18 protein-coding genes and 1 riboswitch are annotated in these 19,411 nt (G+C 72.0%); of the genes, 14 read left to right on the top strand and 4 right to left on the bottom strand.

All coding sequences use genetic code 11. The features are described from left to right. The first annotated feature begins 36 nt into the window (after window positions 1–36). Together AC07FK_RS25215 and AC07FK_RS25210 are read left to right on the top strand one after the other, a co-directional pair. Complete coding sequence (locus tag AC07FK_RS25215) at window positions 37–1,497, top strand: amino acid permease (protein WP_479107218.1); 1,461 nt, start codon at window positions 37–39, stop codon at window positions 1,495–1,497. A 10-nt stretch (window positions 1,498–1,507) separates the two neighbouring features. Then, on the top strand, window positions 1,508–1,963 hold the full coding sequence (locus tag AC07FK_RS25210) for an Lrp/AsnC family transcriptional regulator (RefSeq protein WP_069929730.1): 456 nt from the start codon (window positions 1,508–1,510) through the stop codon (window positions 1,961–1,963). Here AC07FK_RS25210 and AC07FK_RS25205 read toward each other — a convergent pair. Beyond that, window positions 1,960–2,535, bottom strand: coding sequence for a Repetin (locus tag AC07FK_RS25205; protein ID WP_479107217.1), 576 nt, complete (start codon window positions 2,533–2,535; stop codon window positions 1,960–1,962). The two genes, AC07FK_RS25210 and AC07FK_RS25205, sit on opposite strands and share 4 nt — an antisense overlap. Window positions 2,536–2,855: 320 nt before the next feature. Between AC07FK_RS25205 and AC07FK_RS25200 the strand changes: the two genes are divergently transcribed. Together AC07FK_RS25200 and AC07FK_RS25195 are read left to right on the top strand one after the other, a co-directional pair. Continuing rightward, window positions 2,856–3,653, top strand: a complete 798-nt coding sequence (locus AC07FK_RS25200) for a carbon-nitrogen hydrolase family protein (protein WP_479107216.1) — start codon at window positions 2,856–2,858, stop codon at window positions 3,651–3,653. Window positions 3,654–3,706: 53 nt separating this feature from the next. Further along, the gene (locus AC07FK_RS25195; RefSeq protein WP_479107215.1) at window positions 3,707–5,398 is read left to right on the top strand and encodes a flavin monoamine oxidase family protein; all 1,692 of its coding nucleotides are present in this window, start codon (window positions 3,707–3,709) and stop codon (window positions 5,396–5,398) included. 184 nt (window positions 5,399–5,582) lie between these two features. On the opposite strand, the gene AC07FK_RS25190 is transcribed toward AC07FK_RS25195, so the two are convergent. Next, on the bottom strand, window positions 5,583–6,317 hold the full coding sequence (locus AC07FK_RS25190; protein WP_479107214.1) for a DUF5995 family protein: 735 nt from the start codon (window positions 6,315–6,317) through the stop codon (window positions 5,583–5,585). Window positions 6,318–6,463: 146 nt separating this feature from the next. Between AC07FK_RS25190 and AC07FK_RS25185 the strand changes: the two genes are divergently transcribed. Then, window positions 6,464–7,672: a glycoside hydrolase family 6 protein gene (locus AC07FK_RS25185; RefSeq protein ID WP_479107213.1), complete on the top strand. Its 1,209-nt coding sequence runs from the start codon at window positions 6,464–6,466 to the stop codon at window positions 7,670–7,672. 82 nt (window positions 7,673–7,754) lie between these two features. On the opposite strand, the gene AC07FK_RS25180 is transcribed toward AC07FK_RS25185, so the two are convergent. Beyond that, window positions 7,755–8,987, bottom strand: coding sequence for an MFS transporter (locus AC07FK_RS25180; protein ID WP_479107212.1), 1,233 nt, complete (start codon window positions 8,985–8,987; stop codon window positions 7,755–7,757). Between the two features lie 99 nt (window positions 8,988–9,086). Here AC07FK_RS25180 and AC07FK_RS25175 point away from each other — a divergent pair, with 99 nt between their 5' ends. Then, entirely contained in the window at window positions 9,087–10,259 is a 1,173-nt protein-coding gene (locus tag AC07FK_RS25175; RefSeq protein WP_479107211.1) for an ROK family transcriptional regulator, read from the top strand. A 318-nt stretch (window positions 10,260–10,577) separates the two neighbouring features. Here AC07FK_RS25175 and AC07FK_RS25170 read toward each other — a convergent pair whose 3' ends face one another. Beyond that, window positions 10,578–12,908, bottom strand: coding sequence for a chitinase C-terminal domain-containing protein (locus AC07FK_RS25170; RefSeq protein ID WP_479107210.1), 2,331 nt, complete (start codon window positions 12,906–12,908; stop codon window positions 10,578–10,580). A gap of 185 nt (window positions 12,909–13,093) precedes the next feature. Then, a riboswitch (FMN riboswitch) is annotated at window positions 13,094–13,224 on the top strand. Window positions 13,225–13,429: 205 nt separating this feature from the next. On the opposite strand from AC07FK_RS25170, the gene ribD reads away from it, so the two are divergent. From ribD to AC07FK_RS25130, 8 genes are all read left to right on the top strand, one after another. Beyond that, window positions 13,430–14,506: a bifunctional diaminohydroxyphosphoribosylaminopyrimidine deaminase/5-amino-6-(5-phosphoribosylamino)uracil reductase RibD gene (gene ribD / locus AC07FK_RS25165; RefSeq protein WP_479107302.1), complete on the top strand. Its 1,077-nt coding sequence runs from the start codon at window positions 13,430–13,432 to the stop codon at window positions 14,504–14,506. Next, entirely contained in the window at window positions 14,507–15,124 is a 618-nt protein-coding gene (locus tag AC07FK_RS25160) for a riboflavin synthase (RefSeq protein WP_479107209.1), read from the top strand. It begins immediately after the preceding gene. Then, a complete protein-coding gene (locus AC07FK_RS25155; RefSeq protein WP_479107208.1) occupies window positions 15,121–15,774 on the top strand; it encodes a nicotinamide mononucleotide transporter family protein in 654 nt (217 codons plus the stop codon). The genes AC07FK_RS25160 and AC07FK_RS25155 overlap by 4 nt, the downstream gene beginning before the upstream one ends. Continuing rightward, the gene (locus tag AC07FK_RS25150) at window positions 15,771–17,114 is read left to right on the top strand and encodes a bifunctional 3,4-dihydroxy-2-butanone-4-phosphate synthase/GTP cyclohydrolase II (protein WP_479107207.1); all 1,344 of its coding nucleotides are present in this window, start codon (window positions 15,771–15,773) and stop codon (window positions 17,112–17,114) included. Before AC07FK_RS25155 ends, AC07FK_RS25150 begins: the two co-directional genes overlap by 4 nt. 30 nt (window positions 17,115–17,144) lie before the next feature. Next, the gene (ribH, locus tag AC07FK_RS25145; RefSeq protein WP_479107206.1) at window positions 17,145–17,630 is read left to right on the top strand and encodes a 6,7-dimethyl-8-ribityllumazine synthase; all 486 of its coding nucleotides are present in this window, start codon (window positions 17,145–17,147) and stop codon (window positions 17,628–17,630) included. Window positions 17,631–17,711: 81 nt separating this feature from the next. Next, complete coding sequence (locus tag AC07FK_RS25140) at window positions 17,712–17,993, top strand: phosphoribosyl-ATP diphosphatase (protein WP_028814036.1); 282 nt, start codon at window positions 17,712–17,714, stop codon at window positions 17,991–17,993. 63 nt (window positions 17,994–18,056) lie between these two features. After that, a complete protein-coding gene (hisG, locus tag AC07FK_RS25135; RefSeq protein ID WP_069929748.1) occupies window positions 18,057–18,914 on the top strand; it encodes an ATP phosphoribosyltransferase in 858 nt (285 codons plus the stop codon). A 43-nt stretch (window positions 18,915–18,957) separates the two neighbouring features. Next, a complete protein-coding gene (locus AC07FK_RS25130) occupies window positions 18,958–19,410 on the top strand; it encodes a PH domain-containing protein (protein ID WP_479107205.1) in 453 nt (150 codons plus the stop codon). Window position 19,411: the final 1 nt, after the last annotated feature.

The following is a 19,411-nucleotide window of genomic DNA, read 5'->3' as shown; positions in this document are numbered from 1 at the left end:
CGTCTTCCCGATCGGCAGCGATAAGGAGCCACCCCAGTGTTGGACGCAGCGCCACCCGTCACCCCCCAACCGGAATCCGGGCGTCCGCAGCTCGGCCACCGGCTGATGCGGCGCAAGCCCGTCGAGCAGCTCGTCGCGGAAGGCGGCCAGGGCGACGGCGGCTCGCTCCGCCGCTCGCTCACCATGTGGCAGCTGACCATGATCAGCATCGGCGCCACGCTCGGCACCGGAATCTTCGTCGTGCTCGGCGAGGCCACCCCGCTGGCCGGCCCCGCTGTTGCGATCTCGTTCGTCATCGCCGGACTCACCGCCCTCTTCTCCGCCCTCTCCTACGCGGAGCTCGCGGGTTCCATACCGGTGTCCGGTTCCTCGTACTCGTACTCCTACGCGACCATGGGCGAAGTCATCGCCTGGATCTGCGGCTGGTGTCTGGTCCTGGAGTACGGCGTGTCCGTCGCGGCCGTCGCCGTCGGCTGGGGCGAGTACCTCAACGAGCTGCTCGACGGCACGATCGGGATCACCATCCCGGCCTCCGTCTCCGCGCCGCTCGGCGAGGGCGGTTACATCAACCTGCCGGCGCTCGTCGTCATCCTGCTCGCCATGGTCTTCCTGATGGGCGGCGCCAAGGAGAGCGCCCGCGTCAACACGATCATGGTCGTCATCAAGATCGCCACGCTGGTCCTCTTCTGCGCGATCGGCTTCATGGGCATCAAGGCCGGCAACTACGCCCCCCTCGCCCCGCTCGGCGTCACCGGCATCAGCGCCGCCGCGGCCACCCTGTTCTTCTCGTACATCGGCTTCGACGCGGCCTCCACCGCGGGTGAGGAAGCCAAGAACCCGAAGAAGGACCTGCCGCGCGCGATCATGCTGTCGCTGCTGATCGTCACCGTGCTCTACTGCCTCGTCGCCCTGGTCGCCGTCGGCGCCATGCCGTGGCAGGACTTCGAGGGCACCGAGGCGGCTCTCGCGCAGATCATGAAGGACGTCACGGGTCACAGCTTCTGGGGCGTCGTCCTGGCCGCCGGCGCGGTCGTGGCCATCGCCAGCGTCGTCTTCGCCGTCCTGTACGGCCAGACCCGCATCCTCTTCGCGATGTCCCGCGACGGCCTCGTCCCCAAGGTGTTCGCCAAGATCGACGAGCGCACCGGCACGCCGAAGGCCAACGTGGTGATCGTGTCGCTCTTCTGCGGCGTCCTGGCGGCCTTCATCCCGCTCGGCGAGCTCGCCAACGCGACCAGCATCGGCACGCTCTTCGCCTTCGCTCTCGTGAACGTCGCCGTCGTCATCCTGCGGTACAAGCGCCCGGACATGCCGCGCACCTTCCGGGTGGCGCTGTTCCCGGTCACGCCGATCCTGGGCTTCGCCTTCTGCGCGTACATGATGTACAGCCTGCCCGGCAAGACGTGGGCCTACTTCGGTGGCTGGATGGTCGCAGGGCTCGTGTTCTACTTCTTCTACGGCTTGCGCCGCTCCAGTCTGGCCACCGCAGAGAAGTGATCCACCCGTAGTGCGACTGAACGATCTCGACGAACGCATCGTCCACGCCCTCGCCGAGGACGCCCGCCGCAGTTACGCGGACATCGGCTCCGAGGTCGGCCTGTCCGCGCCCGCCGTGAAGCGGCGCGTGGACAGGCTGCGCGCGGAGGGAGCCATCACCGGCTTCACCGTCCGCGTCGACCCGGCCGCGCTGGGCTGGGAGACCGAGGGCTTCATCGAGATGTACTGCCGCCACAACACGTCCCCCGAGGACATCCGTCGTGGCCTGTCGCGCTACCCGGAGGTGGTGTCCGCGTCGACCGTCACCGGCGACGCGGACGCCGTCGTCCAGATCTTCGCCTCCGACATGCGCCACTTCGAGCGCGTGCTGGAGCGGATCGCGGGGGAGCCGTTCGTGGAGCGCACCAAGTCGGTCCTGGTGCTCTCCCCGCTGCTCAGGCGTTTCTCGTCGGGCTCGCCCGCCTAGCCCTTCGCCGGCGCCTGCTCGTACACCGGCTGCCACGGCAGCACCTCGAAGTCGCCCGAGCCCGCCCTGATCTTCTCGAACGGGGCCGAACTCATGCACTTGGGCAGGCTGTGCGTCTCCGCGTCCCGGCCGACCCAGCTGTAACCCAGGCGGTCCTTCCGCCCCCGGTCGTGCACCGTGATCCCGACGCGCCGGCCCTTGCCGGGCCGGTCGGTCGCGGTGATGACGCCCGTGACCACGGCGACGGGCCCGCCCGTCAGCAGGCAGTCGACCTTCCCCTCGGCCCAGCCCGAGGTCCCGTCCGGGAAGACGTGCTTGAAGCGGAAGGTGCCGTACGCCTTCTCCGGGTCCATGGTGTCCTTCGCCGCCAGGTGCGCGTCGAAGGTGAACGTGATGTCGTCCCCGGCCGGCCGGTACAGCTTCGCCGTGCCGGTCAGCGCCGCCGCCTCGCGCGGCTTGCCTCGCGGTACGCCGTCACCGGAGGCGAGCGCGGTGCCGGCGGCCCCGGCGGTGATCAGCAGTGCGGCGCCGAGTGCGGCGATCTTCGTACGGCGGTGCGTGACGCGGTTCATCAGGGCTCCTTCGGCAGTGGTCCGGCTGTGGTCCGGACGGTGATCACTCTTCCGTCGGTGCACCGCGCGCACATCGCACCGGAGGACGGACCGGCCTCCCGCCGGGCGGCGGGAACCGCTGTTCCGGCTACCTCCGGGGGCGTAGGGACCGTACGACCTCAGCTCCACCGGCGCACGCGCAACGAATCACCGGGTACCGCCTCCTATGCGCAACGGATCGGCCGTCGGTCCGCAACGCTCGCGCCTTGTCCGGGCGTGAGCGCGGAACGTACCGTCATTACGTCTCCCGCACACCTTTCCCACCAGCCCGAGGGTCAGCCATGCCGCCGCTGCGCACCGCACTGCTCCAGAGCTCCGGCCGTCCCGGCTCCGTCGAGGCGAACCTCAAGGTCCTCGACGAGGCCGCGGGCCGCGCGGCCGCCGCGGGCGCCGGACTGCTGGTGTCCCCGGAGATGTTCCTGACCGGCTACGCCATCGGTGAGGACGTGCACCGGCTGGCCGAGTCCGCCGACGGGGACGCCGCCGACGCCGTCGCGGACATCGCCGTACGCCACGGACTGGCCGTCCACTACGGCTACCCGGAGCGCGACGGGGACGTCGTGTACAACTCCGCGCAGCTCATCGGCCCCGACGGCGCGCGCCTGGCGAACTACCGCAAGACCCACCTCTTCGGCTGTTTCGAGCAGGAGTGGTTCACGCCGGGCGAGGACGCCGTCGTCCAGGCGCAGCTCGGCGGCCTGACCGTCGGCCTCATGATCTGCTACGACGTCGAGTTCCCGGAGAACGTCCGCGCCCACGCGCTCGCGGGCACCGACCTGCTGCTGGTGCCGACCGCACAGATGCACCCGTTCCAGTTCGTCGCCGAGTCGGTCGTCCCGGTGCGGGCCTTCGAGAACCAGATGTACGTCGCCTACGTGAACCGGACCGGCCCCGAGGGCGAGTTCGAGTTCGTCGGGCTGAGCTGCCTGGCCGGTCCCGACGGGGCCTCCCGGGCCCGTGCCGGGCGCGGCGAGGAGCTGGTGTTCGGCGATGCCGACCCCGAGTTCCTGCGGGCGTCGCGGGAGAACAACCCGTACCTGCGCGACCGCCGCCCCGGCCTCTACGCGTCGCTGGCCTGACGCCCGCCCCGCCTCGTCACCTTCTGTTCCGCTTTGCAAGGAGTCCGTACCCCATGACGTCCACGGTGCCCACAGCCGTCCAGCACACCGACGCGCAGCCGCCGATCACCATGTTCGGGCCGGACTTCCCCTACGCGTACGACGACTTCCTCGCCCACCCGGCCGGTCTCGGCCAGGTACCGGCGACCGAGCACGGCACCGAGGTCGCGGTCATCGGCGGCGGCCTGTCCGGCATCATCGCGGCGTACGAGCTGATGAAGATGGGCCTCAAGCCCGTCGTCTACGAGGCCGACCAGATCGGCGGCCGGCTGCGCACCGTCGGCTTCGAGGGCTGCGACGAGTCCCTGACCGCCGAGATGGGCGCGATGCGCTTCCCGCCGTCCTCCACGGCGCTCCAGCACTACATCGACCTGGTGGGCCTGGAGACGAAGGCGTTCCCCAACCCGCTGGCCCCCGAGACGCCGTCGACCGTCGTCGACCTCAAGGGCGAGTCGCACTACGCCGTCACCGTCGACGACCTGCCGCAGGTCTACCGCGACGTCATGAACGCCTGGAACGCCTGCCTCGAAGAGGGCGCCGACTTCTCCGACATGAACCAGGCCATGCGGGAGCGCGACGTGCCGCGCATCCGCGAGATCTGGGCCAAGCTCGTCGAGAAGCTCGACAACCAGACCTTCTACGGCTTCCTCTGCGAGTCCGAGTCGTTCAAGTCCTTCCGGCACCGCGAGATCTTCGGCCAGGTCGGCTTCGGTACCGGCGGCTGGGACACCGACTTCCCGAACTCCATCCTGGAGATCCTGCGCGTCGTCTACACCGAGGCGGACGACCACCACCGCGGCATCGTCGGCGGCAGCCAGCAGCTCCCCGTCCGCCTCTGGGAGCGCGAGCCCCAGAAGCTCGTGCACTGGCCGCTCGGCACGTCGCTGAAGTCTCTCCACGAGGGCGAGCCGAAGCCCGCCGTCACGCGCCTGCACCGTACGGCCGGCAACCGGATCACCGTCACCGACGCCTCCGGCGACATCCGCACCTACCAGGCGGCGATCTTCACCGCGCAGTCCTGGATGCTGCTGTCCAAGATCACGTGCGACGACTCGCTGTTCCCCATCGACCACTGGACGGCGATGGAGCGCACCCACTACATGGAGAGCTCCAAGCTCTTCGTCCCCGTCGACCGGCCGTTCTGGCTGGACAAGGACGAGGAGACCGGCCGTGACGTCATGTCGATGACGCTCACCGACCGCATGACGCGCGGCACGTACCTGCTGGACGACGGCCCGGACAAGCCCGCCACCATCTGCCTCTCGTACACCTGGTGCGACGACAGCCTCAAGTGGCTGCCGCTGTCCGCCAACGAGCGGATGGAGGTCATGCTGAAGTCGCTGGGCGAGATCTACCCGAAGGTCGACATCCGCCGTCACATCATCGGCAACCCGGTGACCGTGTCGTGGGAGAACGAGCCGTACTTCATGGGCGCGTTCAAGGCGAACCTGCCCGGCCACTACCGCTACCAGCGCCGCCTGTTCACCCACTTCATGCAGGACCGTCTCCCCGAGGACAAGCGCGGCATCTTCCTCGCGGGCGACGACATCTCCTGGACGGCGGGCTGGGCCGAGGGCGCCGTGCAGACCGCGCTGAACGCGGTGTGGGGCGTCATGCACCACTTCGGCGGGACGACCGACCCGACGAACCCGGGCCCCGGCGACCTCTACGACGAGATCGCCCCGGTCGAGCTGCCCGAGGACTGACCCCGGCCACCTCCGGGCACGTCCTGGTCACCCAGAAACGTGCCGCTCGGGCCGGCCGCGATCCGGCCGGCCCGAGCGGCCAGCAACAGCCCTGTGCCCACCCCCGGCCCAGGGCTTCGCCGTTTCCGGGCGGCGCACGGCGGGCCCGGGCCGGGCAGCCCGGCGGACGGTGTCCGCCGGGGTCTCACCGGCGCACGCTCCGGGCCCGGTCGCCACAGGGCAGCGGCGTCAGCAGCATCCGCCCGACCAGGCCCACCCCCGCGTCCAGCCGCTCGGTGAAGTCCTCGGCCAGGTCGGGCAGCCCCCGCAGCCGCCACAGGAGGCGGGCGGCGGACCAGGCGGCGTCGCGGGCCCGTTCCAGGCTCCACGACCCGAGCAGATGCGTCAGCGGATCGGCGATCTCCAGCAGGTCGGGCCCCGGCATCAGCTCCTCGCGGATGCGCTCCTCCAGCGCCACCAGCGTGTCGCCGACCCGGTCGAAGTCGCCCTCCAGATCGGCCGGCCGGCAGTCGAGCACGTCGCACGCGTCGACCACGGCCAGCGCCAGATCGTGCCCGATGTGCGCGTTGATCCCGGCGAGCGCGAACTGCAGCGGCCGTACGCCCGGATGGCGCCGGTACATCAGCAGCGGCCGCCAGCAGGCGGGCCCGCGCTGGCCGGCCGCCGACGCGTCGACGGCCGTCAGGTAGCGCTCGGCGAAGAGCACGTCGAGGGTGGCGGCCGTGCGGGCGTCGGGGAACAGGCCGCCGTCGATGCGCCGGTCGATCTCCTCGGTGACCGCCAGATAGACCCGGTTGAAGACGGCGAGGCCGTCCGACGGCGGCCAGTCGCAGCGGAAGGAACGCATCCGCGCCACCACCGCGTCGACCGAGGTCCGGGAGCGGTCCGTCTGAGCTGGGAAGTGCTCGATCTGCGCCATACGGGCAGCGTCGCAGCCCTAGGCTTTTCCCCGGGCGCCCTAGACGCGGGCTTCCCCAGAACGGGGGAACGTACCGTGTCGCGGGCGGCGGGGGACGGCTGACCGGGGGGAGAGCCAGGGTGCCGGGTGCACGTACACAGCGCAGGATGGAGCGCGCCGAGCGGCGGCGTGCGCAGCGCCGCCACGCGATGGCCCTCGCGGCGTCGGCGGTCGTCGCCGTGGCCGCGGTGACGGGGGTGGTGTCCGCGTCGGCGGGCGAGGGGGACCGCCGGACCACCGCACGGCCTGAAACGAGCGGAACGCCGGCGCCGCTGCCGGCGCGGCCCAGCCCTTCGGCCGCCCCCTCCGTCAAGGCGTCGGCCGCGGCCTCGCGTCCGGCGGCGCTCCCGTCCCTGCAGCCGTCCGCGCCCGCGCGGTCCGCGCCGCCGCCGGCCCCCGCGCCGTCGCGACCCACGGGGAAGCCGCCGGCGCCCTCGCGGCACGGGCTCAGGGGCACGGCCCTCTACCGGCACCCGGAGTCCCAGGTGCTCGACTGGGTCAGGGCCAACGGCGACGACCCGAGGCGCCCGCTCATCGCCTCCCGGATCGCCGACCGGCCCGCCGCCGTGTGGTTCGCGGCGTACAACCCGGGCGCCGTGACCGCGCAGGTGAGGGCGGTGACCTCGGCCGCCGAGGCGGCCGGCCGGGTCCCCGTCCTCGTTCCGTACGCGATCCCCGACCGGGACTGCGGCGGCGCGTCCCAGGGCGGCGCGCCGGACCTCGGGGCGTACGACGACTGGATCGCGGACTTCGCGGCGGGACTCGGCGGCGCCGAGGTCGTCGTCGTACTGGAGCCCGACTCGATCGCCCTCTCCGACTGCCTGTCCGACGGTGAACGGCAGGCACGGTTCGCCTCGCTGGCCCGCGCGGGACGCGCCCTGCACGCCGCGAACCCCCGGGCACGGGTCTACTTCGACGCGGGGCACTCCGGCTGGCACTCCGCCGAGAAGCAGGCGTCCGCCCTGCGCGCGGCGGGCGCCAGGTCGAACAGCGACGGGGTCTTCACCAACGTCGCCAACTTCCACCGCACCGCCGACGAGGCCGCCTACGCCCGGCGCGTCCTCGCCGCGCTCGGCGGCCCCCCGGGGCTCGGCGCGGTCGTCGACACCAGCAGGAACGGCAACGGCCCGCCGGCCGAGGGGCAGTGGTGCGACCCGGCGGGCCGGGCGCTCGGCCGGGCGCCGACGACGCGGACCGGCGAGGCCCGGATCGACGCCTATCTGTGGATCAAGCTGCCGGGGGAGTCCGACGGCTGCAAGGGGGCGGCGGGCGCCTTCACCCCGGACTACGCGCATCAGCTGGCGCAGGGCGGCTGAGGCGGCACCGCCCGCAGGCGGCCGTCCGGCCGGACCGTACCGACCGCACCCGGACGCGCCGGCCGCTCGCCTCCGCGGCGCGTCACCGGGGCACGGCGGGGCCCTGCTCCTCGTTCGCCGGGACCCGCGCCGGAGAGGGCCCGGCGGCCGGAAGCCGGCCCGCCCCGCGCAGTACCCCCGCCCCCACCACGAGCCCGAACGCGAGCACCGTCACGACGCCGAACGACACCACCAGCGACGTCACGTCCGCCACCGCCCCGATCGCCGACGGCGCGATGAGACCGGACGTGTACGTGATCGTCGCGACGCCCGCGATCGCCTGGCTGGGGCTGGGGCCGGAGCGGCCCGCCGCGGCGAAGGCCAGCGGTACGACCACCGCGATGCCGAGCCCGATCAGTGCGAAGCCGGCCATGGCCGGCGCAGGGCCGGGCGCCGTCACGACCAGCACGCCGCCGGCCGTCGCCGCGACCCCGCCCACCCGGACCGTACGCACCGGCCCGAACCGGTCGATCACCCGGTCGCCGACCAGTCGCGCTACCGTCATCGTCAGCGCGAACGCGGTCGTCGAGGCGGCCGCGACGCCCGGCGAGGTGTGCAGTACGTCGCGCAGGTAGACCGCCGACCAGTCCAGGCTCGCCCCCTCCGCGAAGACCGCGCAGAACCCGATCGCACCGATCACCAGCGCCGACTTCGGCGGCAGCGCGAAACGCGGCGGGGCCTGCGTGTCCCGCTCGCCGCGCAGGTCGAGCACGCCCTGGCAGGCGAGGAGTCCCAGCACGGTCAGCGCGGCGGCGGCCACCGCGTGGTGCAGCCGCGCGTCGCCGCCCAGGTGGGCGGCGACCGTTCCCGCCGCCGAGCCGATCAGCGCGCCCGCGCTCCACAGGCCGTGCAGCCCGGACATGATCGACCTGTCGAGCCTGTTCTCGACCTCGACGCCCAGCGCGTTCATGGCCACGTCCGACATCCCCGCCGTCGCGCCGTACACGAACAGCGCGGCGCACAGCGCCAGGAGGTTCGGCGCCAGCGCGGGCAGAGCGAGCGAGAGCGTCCACAGCGCCAGCAGCCCGCGCAGCGCGGTCCGCGATCCGTACCGGTGGCTGATCGCGCCGGCCAGCGGCATCGCCAGCGAGGCGCCGATCGCGGGGAAGGCCAGCGCCAGGCCGAGCTGTCCCGCGCTGACCCCGGTGTGGTCCGCGATCCACGGAATACGGGTCGCGAAGCTGCCCGTCACCGCTCCGTGCACACAGAAGACAGCGGCCACGGCGTACCGCGCCCGCTTCAACCGCGGCCGGCTGAAGACCGTTTCGCCCGACATGTGGCGTGCCTCCCGTAGCCCGTTCCTCCAGCGTGCCGGAGTAAACTATAAGGGACCCTGCCTGATAAATAGACGGCAGCGTCTGAGAGGATCCGGGGCATGCCCGCATCACCGAGCACCGCCCGGGCCATCAACGACCGGGTCGCCCTCACACTGCTCCAGGACGAGGGCCCGTTGACGGCCGGGCAGCTGAAGACGCTGACCGGACTCTCCCGCCCCTCCGTCGCCGACCTGGTCGAACGGCTCCAGGGCGCGGGCCTCATCGCCGTCGTGGGGGAGGCCGGCGAGCGCCGCCGGGGCCCGAACGCCCGGTTGTACGGAATCGTCGCCGACCGCGCCCACCTCGCCGCGCTCGACGTACGGACCGGGGGCGTCTCCGTGGTCGTGGCCGACCTGGTCGGCAGGACCCTGGCGGAGGCGACGCTGCCGATCGACGGCGACGCGACCGGCACCGAACCGGCCGTCGAGCAGGCGGTGGCCCTGCTGGAACGCACCGCCCGCGAAGCCGGCGCCGGCCGGCTGCACAGCGTCGGCGTCGGTGCGCCGGGCCTGATCGACCCGGCCACCGGGGAACTGCGCCGCACCGCCGCGCTCCCCGCCTGGCACCGCAGGCTGGTCGCCGCTCTGCAGGAGCGCCTGCCCGCCACCGTGCTCGTGGAGAACGAGACCAACCTGGCCGCCGTCGCAGAGCAGCGGCTCGGAGCGGCCCGCGACCGCGACACCTTCGTACTGCTGTGGCTCGGCCAGGGGGTCGGAGCCGCGCTGGTGCTCGACGGCACGCTGCGCCGGGGCGCGTCGGGCGGCGCGGGCGAGGTCGGCTTCCTGCCGGTGCCGGGAACGGTGGGCCTGCCCTCGGCCACGGACTGCGGCGGCGGGTTCCACTCGCTGGTCGGCGGCGCCGCGATCGCCGCACTCGCCGCGCGGCACGGCATCGCGACCGCCGGGGACCCCTCGGCCGCCGCCGGTGTACGGGCGGGCGTCGCGGCGGGAGCGCGCGGCGAGCCGTTCCTGGACGCCCTCGCCGCGCGCCTGGCCGTCGGTGCGGCCGCCGTCACCGCCGTCCTGGACCCGGGCTGTGTCGTGCTCGGCGGCGAGAGCGGCCACGCGGGCGGCGCGGCCCTCGCCACGCGCGTCGCCGCCAGGCTTGCAGCGATGTCACCGCTGCGCACGGAGGTGCGGGCGGGGGAGCTGGGCGACGCGGCGGTGCTCCAGGGCGCGCTGCTCGCGGCGCGGGACGCGGCCCAGGACGACGTGTTCGCACCCCGGAGCTGAGCCCGCGCCGCCCCGCACCCGGAGGTGAAAGCCCCGAGCTGAGCCCGCGCCGCCCCGCACCCGGAACGGAAAGCCCCGGAACCGAAGGCCCGAACCGCAACGGCGCCAACCCTCACCCGCAGTTGAGATCGCGCCGCCCCCGCACCCGACGGCACCGCACCCGACGGCACCGCACCTGCGCGCGCGGGCCCGGGCGCCGAGGCCCGTCACCCCGGCAGGCCCCGGAGCCGAGGCTCCGGGGCCTGCCGGGTTCGTCGCGAAAGGGGGACCCGGCGGCGGGAAGGGCCGGTCACCGCCGCCGGGAGTTCGGACCGGGGATCAGCAGGCGCCCAGGTCCTGCCAGACGCCCCACTCGCCGGTGGTGCCCGGCTCCTCGCCCTTGGTCCACCACTTGGACTTCCAGTGGTGGGACTTGTGGGCCACGGTCGTACCGCCGCCGTACTCGGACGTGGCGCTCCACGCGGGCGAGGTGCACGCCCCGCCCGGGCTCGGCGCGGGGCTCGGGTCCGGCCCCGGGCCGGTGCCGGTCCCCGGCTCCGTCAGGGTGGTACCGCGTGCCAGGTCGCCGGCCAGGGCGTAGGACTGGCCGCCGAAGGCCACCGTCCAGTTGGACGGCGTGGAGGTCGGCAGGTAGTAGACGAAGTCCAGCTCCACCGAGGCGCCCGGCGCGAGCGTCTGCCAGGCCGGCAGCTTCAGCGAGACGCGGTTGTAGTCGCCCTTCAGGCCGCCGATGTTGTGGGCGGCGGTGTGGTCGCTGCGCACGATCTTCGTGTTGAAGCCGGACTGGTCCTTGGCGTTGGCCGGCGCGGAGGTCGCGTAGTCGAACTGGAACTCCGTGCCGCCGGGCAGCGTCGTCTTCGAGTTGTTCGTGATCTTCAGTTTGGGGCTGATGGGGTAGTTGGAGTCCCCGAGCGGGAACTGCCCGAAGTCCACGCCGATGTCGAGCGCCTTCGTCGGAAGCCCGATGGTGGAGCGCTTCGCGCCGTACGGGGAGGCCGACTTGAACGCGTCGTACATCGCCGTCGTCAGCGTGTCACCGATCTCGTACTGGCCCTTCGCCGCGTTCCAGTCGTAGTCGCCCGCGAGCTCCCAGACCATCGTGCCGCCGATGCCCTTGTCCACGACGTAGTCGGCCTTGGCCTTGACGGACTGCTCGTCCTCGGTCGAGAGGAAGACCTTCTTCTCCGCGTTCCACAGCCAGGGAGCGACGAGCGTCGAGTCGTACTTGCGGGCGTAGGTGCCGGTCAGCCTGGTGTCGGCCGGGAAGCCGTACTGCGTGACGTAGTCCCCGACGACGCCCTTCTCCAGGTTCTTCGCGTGCCACATCGGGTTGGACCCGGCCGGCGACTCCTTGCCCGCGGTGTCCTTGTCGTGCCACAGGTTGTCGATTCCCGTGGCGCCCGCGCCGCACTTGGTCAGTCCCGCGCCCGCCGGGCAGTCGGTCGAGGGGGCCTTGCCCCACAGTCCGTCCGTGCCGCCCTGCACGTTCTTGTGCCCGCGGGTGTAGTAGGGCAGGCCGATGTTGATGCGCCCGGCCGGCATCGAGCCGCGGAAGTAGTGGTACGCCCAGTCTGTGTTCAGATAGCCCACCCCGCCGTACTGCGCGGTGGAGTACACGCCCGCGGCGGCCAGTTCGGCGTCCTTGCCGTCGTCGAACAGCGAGGCGTTGGGGCCGACGTACTCGTTCCAGGCGCCGTGGAGGTCGTACGACATGATGTTGACGTAGTCCAGGTACTTCTGGACCTGGAACGTCTCCATGCCGCGCAGCAGGTATCCCGACGAGGGCGCGGCCACGGTCAGCAGGTAGTGCTTCCCGTCCGCGGCGCCCGCCCGGTCCAGCTTCTCGCGCAGCGACTTCATCAGCGCCGCGTAGCCCTTGACCAGCCCGGCCCGCCGGCCGTTGGAGTACGAGAAGTCCAGCGGATTGCCCGCGTCCTTCATGGTCGTCGGGTACTCGTAGTCGATGTCGACGCCGTTGAAGCCGTACTTCTTGATGAACGCGACGGTGGAATCGGCGAAGGTGTCGATGGCCGCCTGGTTGACCGAGCCGTCCGCGTTCGTCGCCGTCGAGTAGAAGCCGCCGGAGTCCACCCGGTCGCCGTTCTCCGCGAAATAGCCGCCGGTCTCCGCCCAGCCGCCCACCGACACGAGCGTCTTGACGTCCGGGTGCTGCTTCTTGAACTTGCCGAGCAGGTTGAAGTGGCCCTTGTAGCCGTACGCCGGATCCATCTCCGCACCGGCCACGCCGGGCCAGGTCATCCCCGTCGCCGCGTTCTTCTCGCCGTCGGGGCCGACCGAGATCTTGTGGTCGCTGCCGATGTGCGCGAAGGCGTAGTTGAGGTGGGTGACCTTCTCCCAGGGGATGTCGGAGGCGAGGTAGGCGGGCTCGCCGTTCTTGCCCGTACGCCAGCCGGTGAAGTAGCCGATGACGCGGCGCTTGTGGTCGGCGCCCATCTTCTCGCGGCCCTCGGTGTCGTAGACCGAGCAGTACGGGACGTCGACGCCCGGGGTCTTGTAGAGGCCGTCGGGGCGACAGGACTCGTTGTCGGCGGCGTGCGAGACGCCTCCGGCGAGCGAACTGAGCAGGAGTCCGGCGACGGCCGCGCCGGCGGCGAGCAGGGAGGTTCTCGCTCGGGTGGGGGACAGCACGGTCTGTTCCTCCTGGGGAGGGTCGGCCTGGCACGACGAACGGTGGGTGATCGCTTGTGGCGCAGACGTTAAGAGGACTAGACCAGCGCGTCAATAGGTATGGACCAATTCTCTGTGAGCCGGGCCACAGGGCATCGCCTGCGTGCCCCGCCGCCCGGCGTGGCACACTGACCCTGTACCAGCAGCAGCGCACTCCGGGGTCGGTGTAATTCCGAACCGGCGGTTACAGTCCGCGACCCGGTCACCTCCAGTGACCGGTTGAACAGGTGAAATTCCTGTACCGACGGTGAAAGTCCGGATGGGAGGCAGTGCGCGGCGGGCCGTCACAGGTCATCGGTACGCCGCTGTCGGCGGTTCGGTTCGTCCCACGGGCGACCCCTCTTTTCCGGCTACGGCGTCCCGTCGTACCCGTCGGCGTTCCCGCTCTCTGTCGTCGTCGACAGCCCCGGAGTCCGTGCCCGAAGAGGCAGGAGGACCCGGTGGCCACCGCAGCCGAAGCAGCCACGACCGACGCGAACGCCATGCGCCGGGCCATCGCGCTGGCCGCCCGCGGACTCGGCTCCACCAGCCCCAACCCGGTCGTCGGGTGCGTCGTCCTCGACGCCCGGGGCGAACTCGCCGGCACCGGTTTCCACCAGCGCGCCGGGGGCCCGCACGCCGAGGTGCACGCCCTGCGCGAAGCGGAGGAGCGGGCACGCGGCGGTACGGCGTACGTCACCCTGGAACCCTGCAACCACACCGGTCGCACCGGCCCCTGCGCCCAGGCGCTCGTGGCCGCCGGGATCACCCGCGTCGTCTACGCCGTCGCCGACCCGAACCCACAGGCCACCGGCGGCGCCGGCACCCTGCGCGCGGCCGGCGTCCAGGTCGGGCAGGGCCTGCTCGCGGACGAGGCCGAGGCGGGCAACATCGCCTGGCTCACCGCCGTGCGCCTGGGCCGCCCGTACGTCCGCTGGAAGTACGCCGCGACGCTCGACGGCCGCATCGCCGCCGCCGACTCCACCAGCCGCTGGATCTCCTCCGCCGCGTCCCGCGCCGACGTCCACCGGCTGCGCGCCGAGGCGGACGCCGTCGTTGTCGGCTCCGGCACGATGCGCGCCGACGACCCCCACCTCGCCGTGCGCGGCGCCGAAGGCGTCACCCAGCCGCTGCGCGTCGTCGTCGACACCCGCGCCGCCGCGGTCAGGCCCGGCGCCCGCGTCCTCGACGACGCCGCGCCCACGCTGATCGCCGTCGCCGAGGACGCCGACGCCGATCACCTGGCCGCCACCGGGGCGGAGGTCGTACGGCTGCCCCGCACGGCCGCCGGCCTCGACGTCCACGCCCTGCTCGCCGCCCTGCACGCCCGCGGCGTGCGGTCCGTACTCCTCGAAGGCGGCCCCACGCTCGCCGGCGCCTTCGTCGCCGCGCGCGCCGTGGACGCCGTCACCGGCTACCTCGCCCCCGTACTGCTCGGCGCGGGCCCCGCCGCCCTCGCCGACGCCGGAATCACCACCCTCACCGAGGCGTTGCGGCTCGACGTCACCGAGACCGTCCGCGTCGGCCCCGATCTGCGCATCACCGCCGTCCCCGCCACTCCCGCATCGAAGGAGCACTGAGTGTTCACCGGAATCGTCGAAGAGCTGGGCGAGGTCACCGCCGTCGAGAACCTCGGTGACGCCTCCCGTTTCCGACTGCGCGGCCCGCTCGTCACCGAGGACGCGAAGCACGGCGACTCCATCGCCGTCAACGGCGTCTGCCTCACCGTCGTCGAGTGCGGGAACGGCGAGTTCACCGCCGACGTGATGGCCGAGACGCTGAAGCGCTCCAGCCTCGGCGCACTCACCACCGGCTCCCGCGTGAACCTGGAGCGCCCCATGGCGCTGGGCGGCCGCCTCGGCGGACACCTCGTGCAGGGGCACGTCGACGGCACCGGAACGATCATCGGCCGCGAGCCGTCCGAGCACTGGGAGATCGTCAAGGTCTCGCTCCCCGCCGACCTCGCGCGTTACGTCGTCGAGAAGGGCTCCATCACCGTCGACGGCGTGAGCCTCACCGTCGTCGAGGCGGCGGACGACTACTTCACCATCAGCCTCATCCCCACCACCCTCGACCTCACCACGCTCGGCATCAAGCAGGCCGGCGACCGGGTCAACCTGGAAGTGGACGTACTCGCGAAGTACGTCGAGCGACTGCTGGGCGCCGGCAGCACCGACAGCGGGGAGACCGTGAAGTGAGCGCCCTGTCCTGGCTGAACAGCGAAGCGTTCTCGGTCCTCGACCAGAAAATCATCTGGTCGGACATGATCGGCAACACGATAGGTCTGATCGCCCTCACCCTCGGCTGGCGCCGCTCGATATGGACCTGGCCCGCCCAGCTCCTCTCCGGCGTCGTGCTCGTCTCGGCGAACGTCTCGGTCGAGCAGGCGGGCGGAGTCGGCAAGCAGGTGATCGTCATCGCCGTGGCCGTATGGGGCTGGCAGCAGTGGAGCCGCGGCCGCGGGCAGGCCCAGGACGGCTCCATCGCGGTCCGCTTCGCCACTTGGCGCGAACGCGGTTGCCTCGCGGGCGGCGCCCTCCTCGGCACCCTCGCGGTCGGCGGACTGTTCACCGCCTTCCCCTGGCTGTCCTGGAGTCCGTGGGCGGACGCGTACATCTTCGTCGGCACAGTGGTCGCCATGGTCGCCCAGGCCCGCGGCATGGTCGAGTTCTGGTTCGCCTGGCTGCTCGTCGACCTGGTCGGCGTACCGCTCAACTTCGCCGGCGGCCTCGCCTTCTCCGGTCTCATCTACGTCGTCTACGGCGCGCTCGTCCTGTGGGGCATGCGCGACTGGTGGCAGCGCACGCGTACGAGCGTGCAGCCCGCCATGGAAGGAGCAGCAGCATGAGCGCCCGTCCGTCATCCGCAGCCACCGCCCGGTCCGAGGCGCTCGGCGCCGACCGGCCCACACCCACGTGGTACAGCACCGACAACGCCGAGGACCTGGCCCTCGACCCCGTCGAGCAGGCGATCCGCGACATCGCGGCCGGCCGTCCCGTGGTCGTCGTCGACGACGAGAACCGGGAGAACGAGGGCGACCTCGTCATCGCCGCCGAGATGGCGACGCCCGAGATCGTCGCGTTCATGATGAGCGAGTGCCGCGGCCTGATCTGCGCGCCCATGGAGGGCGACGAGCTGGAGCGGCTCGAACTCCCGCAGATGGTCGAGAACAACACCGAGTCGATGAGCACGGCGTTCACCGTCTCCGTCGACGCCTCCGCCGCGCACGGCGTCACCACCGGTATCTCGGCCGCCGACCGCGCCGCCACGCTCCGGCTCCTGGCGAGCGGACGCTCCACCGCGTCCGACTTCGTCCGCCCCGGTCACATCTTCCCGCTGCGCGCCAAGCCCGGCGGCGTACTCGTCCGCAACGGCCACACCGAGGCCGCCGTGGACCTGGCGCGTCTCGCGGGACTGCGCCCGGCCGGCGCGATCGTCGAGATCGCGGGCGAGGACGGCGTCATGCTGCGACTGCCCGAGCTGATCCCGTTCGCCCGCAAGCACGGCCTGACGATCATCTCCATCGAGGACCTGATCGCCTACCGCCGAACCTCCGACCCCAAGGTCCGCCGAGAGGCCACCGTGCAGCTCCCGACCGCCTTCGGGGACTTCACGGCGTACGGCTACCGCTCGACCGTCGACGGCGTCGAGCACGTCGCGCTCGTCCACGGCGAGATCGGCGACGGCGCGGACGTCCTCGTCCGGGTCCACTCCGAGTGCCTGACCGGAGACATCTTCCACTCGCAGCGCTGCGACTGCGGTCCCCAGCTCGAAGCGTCCATGCGGCGCATCACCGACACCGGCCGGGGCGTGGTCGTCTACCTGCGCGGCCACGAGGGGCGCGGCATCGGGCTGCTGTCCAAGCTGCGCGCGTACGAACTCCAGGAGCTCGGCCGCGACACCCTCGACGCCAATCTGGAGCTCGGCCTGCCCGCCGACGCCCGCGACTACGCGGCCGGCGCGCAGATCCTCGAAGACCTCGGCGTCCGCAGCCTCCGGCTGATGACGAACAACCCCGAGAAGACCGACGCGCTCGTACGCCACGGCCTGACCGTCCTCGAACGCGAGCCCATGCCCGTCAAGGCGGGCGAGCACAACCTCCACTACCTGCGCACCAAGCGGGACCGGATGGGACACGACCTTCCGTGGCTGGACGGCTCCTCCGCCTCCACCTGCGGCAACCAGTAACCCCGTACCAAACCTCTGAGGAGAGAACGCGTGAGCGGCAAGGGCGCACCCGAACTGAGTGTGAAGAACTGCGGCGACCTGCGGGTGGCGGTGATCGCGGCCCAGTGGCACGAGAAGGTCATGGACGGCCTCGTCGACGGCGCGCTGCGCGCGCTGCGCGAGCTGGGCATCGACGAGCCGACCGTCCTGCGGGTGCCGGGCAGCTTCGAGCTCCCCGTCGTCGCGAAGGTCCTCGCGGGCCGCGGGTACGACGCGATCGTCGCGCTCGGCGTCGTCATCCGCGGCGGCACCCCCCACTTCGAGTACGTGTGCCAGGGCGTCACCAACGGCCTCGTGCAGGTCTCCGTCGACACCGGCGTCCCCGTCGGCTTCGGCGTCCTGACCTGCGACACCGAGGAGCAGGCGCTGGACCGCGCGGGCATCGAGGGCTCCCACGAGGACAAGGGCCACGAGGCGGTCACCGCCGCCCTCGCCACCGCGACCACGCTGCGCACGGTCTCCGAACCCTGGCGCTGAGCGCCCCGCGCAGGCCTCCGCCGCCCGTCGGCGGAGGCGCTGCGCGCCCGTCTCGTCGCACCCCGTACTCTTAGGACCATCATGGCGAACAAACCCACCAAGAGCTTCGAAGAGCTCTTCACCGAGCTCCAGCTCAAGGCCGCCAACGGCGACCCCTCCACCTCCCGCACCGCCGAGCTGGTGGGCAAGGGCGTGCATGCCATCGGCAAGAAGGTCGTCGAGGAGGCCGCCGAGGTGTGGATGGCCGCCGAGTACGAGGGCAAGGAAGCCGCCGCCGAGGAGATCTCCCAGCTGCTGTACCACGTCCAGGTGATGATGGTCGCCCGCGGGATCTCGCTCGACGACGTCTACGCCCACCTCTGAGCCGCACCTCCTCCCCGACCCACGCACCACCACGACTCCCACCGCACAGAAGGACCTGACCTCATGCTGCGCATCGCCATCCCCAACAAGGGCTCCCTCTCCGGACCTGCGTCGGAGATGCTCCATGAGGCCGGTTACCAGCAGCGCAAGGAGTCGAAGGAACTGCGCCTCGTCGACCCCGAGAACGAGGTCGAGTTCTTCTACCTGCGGCCCCGCGACATCGCGATCTACGTGAGCTCCGGCCGTCTCGACATCGGCATCACCGGGCGCGACCTGCTGCTGGACTCCGGCGCCAACGCCGAGGAGATCCTCCAGCTCGGCTTCGCCCGCTCGACCTTCCGCTACGCCACGAAGCCCGGCACCGCGACCGGCGTCAAGGACTTCGGCGGCATGACGGTGGCCACCTCGTACGAGGGCATCGTCGCCAAGCACCTCGCGGACGAGGGCATCGACGCCGCCGTCGTGCACCTGGACGGCGCGGTCGAGACCGCCATCGAGCTGGGCGTCGCCCAGGTGATCGCCGACGTCGTCGAGACCGGCACGAGCCTGCGCAACGCGGGCCTCGAAGTGATCGGTGAGCCGATCATGAAGTCCGAGGCCGTCGTGATCCGCCGCACCGGCGTCTCCGCCGAAGAGGCCGTCGACCCGAAGGTCGCCCAGTTCCTGCGCCGCCTCCAGGGCGTCCTGGTCGCCCGCAGCTACGTGATGATGGACTACGACTGCCGCGCCGAGCACCTCGAAGCGGCAGTCGCCCTCACCCCGGGGCTGGAGTCGCCGACCATCTCGCCGCTGCACAACGAGGGCTGGGTCGCCGTCCGCTCCATGGTCCCGGCCAAGGAGTCCCAGCGCGTCATGGACGACCTGTACGAGCTCGGCGCCCGCGCCATCCTCACGACGGCCATCCACGCCTGCCGTCTCTGACCGCCGTACAGCCGCCCCGCACCCCGAAGGAAACGCGACCGCCGTGTCACAGTCCGAACTCCCCGCCCTGCCGGTCACGTTCCGGCCGACCCGCACCCGGGCCGTCCTCCTGACCGTCGGGGCGGCGATGTTCGCCGTCATCACCGCCGTCGCCCTGCTCCTCGAAACGCTCAGCGGCGCCGAGCGGGTGGCGTTCGTCTTCACCGCGACGCTGCTCTTCGGCGTACTGCTCCTGCTGAGCCGCCCGAAGGTGGTCGCCGACGAGGCCGGGGTGACCGTGGTCAACCTGACCACCCGGCGCCGGCTGGAGTGGGCCGAGATCGTACGGGTCAACCTGCGCCCCGGTGACGCCTGGGTCTTCCTCGACCTCAGCGACGGCACCAGCCTCCCCGCCCTCGGCATCCAGCCCGGCGTCGCCAAGCAGCAGGCCATCCGGGACGCCGGCGCCCTGCGCGCCCTGGCCGAATCCCGCGGCACCGGCACGCACGGCGGCTGAG

The organism is Streptomyces sp. NPDC046122 (genome assembly GCF_056429965.1).
Note: the sequence above shows the minus strand (reverse complement) of the source record. Positions and strands in the feature narration are given on the sequence as shown.